Genomic DNA, 2,017 nt, shown 5'->3' with positions numbered 1-2,017 from the left:
TGGGGTAACGGGTGCGCTAGAAAAACAAGCGGATAAAATTTATAGTCAATTTAATGAACAGCAACGGAAAGCAGCAGAGGAAATTTTTCTAGAGTTAATTAGTTTAGAAGGGAAAGAAGCGGTTAGCAGAAGGGCGGATAAATCGAGTTTTGAACAGGAGGAAATGCAAAGGGAGGTTCTCTATCAATTGATAGATAATCGTCTTTTGGTGAGTAAGGGAGAAGACGGGAAAGCAACGGTTGAGGTGGCACATGAAGAATTGTTGCGGTGTTGGCAAGTGTTACAGGATTTAATTCGAGAAAAAGAGGAGATAATTGTTCTGAGAAGTCGTTTATATGCTGATGCTAAACAGTGGGATGATTTACAGAAGCAAGATGCAGTAAAAGCGAGTAGTGAGCTTTGGGGAGGTTCTAAGTTGGCTAAAATTGTTGAGTTTCAAAAGAATAATTCTCTGCCTAATTTAGATACTGTGGCGATAGAGTTTATTAAGGCGAGTGTTACTCAAGCTGAACGACAAAAAAACGAAAAAATTAGAACCGCTTGGGGGATTGCGGCGGGTTCTTTGGTGGCGGTGGTGATTAGTACGGGATTGGGTTTAATGGCTTGGAAACAAACACAACAAGCGGAACTCAATCTGGCAAATGCTCGCGGGTTTTCTTCCTTGTCTTTGTTTGATAGAGGAAAAGAATTAGAGGCTTTCGTTGAAGCAATTAAAGCAGGAAAAACCCTACAAAAGCAGCAGGCATCCGACACGAAGGTGACGAATGCCTTACAGGAACTTCTCAACCGCAAAAGTGAACGCAATCGCTTAGAAGGGCATGGTAGATATGTCCATAGCGTTAATTTTAGTCCTGACGGCAATACTTTGGTGAGCGGTAGTGATGACAACACTATCATACTCTGGAATGTAGAAACAGGCCAAAAACTCCACACCCTCAAGGGGCATAATGGCCCTGTCTATAGCGTTAATTTTAGTCCTGACGGCAAGACTTTGGTAAGCGGTAGTGATGACAAAACTATCAAAACTATCAAAATCTGGAATGTAGAAACAGGCAAAGAAATCCGTACCCTCAAGGGGCATGGTGGCCCTGTCTATAGCGTTAATTTTAGTCCCGACGGCAAGACTTTGGTGAGCGGTAGTGATGACAAAACTATCAAACTCTGGGATGTAGAAACAGGCGAAAAACTCCACACCTTCGAGGGGCATGGTGGCCCTGTCTATAGCGTTAATTTTAGTCCCGACGGCAAGACTTTGGTGAGCGGTAGTGGTGACAAGACTATCAAACTCTGGAATGTAGAAAAACCCCAAGAAATCCGCACCCTCAAGGGGCATAATAGCCGTGTCAGAAGCGTTAATTTTAGTCGCGACGGCAAGACTTTGGTGAGCGGTAGTTGGGACAACACCATCAAACTCTGGAATGAGTCAACAGGCCAAGAAATCCTCACCCTCAAGGGGCATGAAGGCCCTGTCTGGAGCGTTAATTTTAGTCCTGACGAGGGCAAGACTTTGGTGAGCGGTAGTGATGACGGGACTATCAAACTCTGGAATGTAGAAATAGTCCAAACCCTCAAGGGGCATGATGACCTTGTCAATAGCGTTAATTTTAGTCCCGAGGGCAATACTTTGGTGAGCAGTAGTGATGACGAGACTATCAAGCTCTGGGATGTAAAAACAGGCGAAGAAATCCTCACCCTCAAGGGGCATGATGGTCCTGTCAGAAGCGTTAATTTTAGTCCCGACGGCAATACTTTGGTGAGCGGTAGTGATGACAAAACTATCATACTCTGGGATGTAAAAACAGGCGAAAAACTCCACACCTTCTATGGGCATAATGGCCTTGTCAGAAGCGTTAATTTTAGTCCCGACGGCAAGACTTTGGTGAGCGGTAGTTGGGACGGGACTATCAAACTCTGGAATGTAAAAACAGGCAAGGAAATCCCCACCTTCCATGGCTTCCAGGGGCATCATCGTGTCAGAAGCGTTAATTTTAGTCCCAACGGCAAGACTTTGGTGAGC

Annotated in this window: 1 protein-coding gene; it reads left to right on the top strand. The window is 44.9% G+C overall.

Annotated features, from left to right (window positions below):
* Nucleotides 1-2,017, top strand: a 2,017-nt coding sequence (locus PX636_RS09230) for a WD40 repeat domain-containing protein (protein ID WP_288116851.1), incomplete at both ends; no start/stop codon positions are given.

This window comes from Microcystis sp. M53598_WE2, assembly GCF_030067735.1.
Lineage (GTDB): Bacteria > Cyanobacteriota > Cyanobacteriia > Cyanobacteriales > Microcystaceae > Microcystis > Microcystis aeruginosa.
The sequence above is the reverse complement of the archived record's forward strand: the minus strand, read 5'-3'. Positions and strand labels throughout refer to the sequence as shown.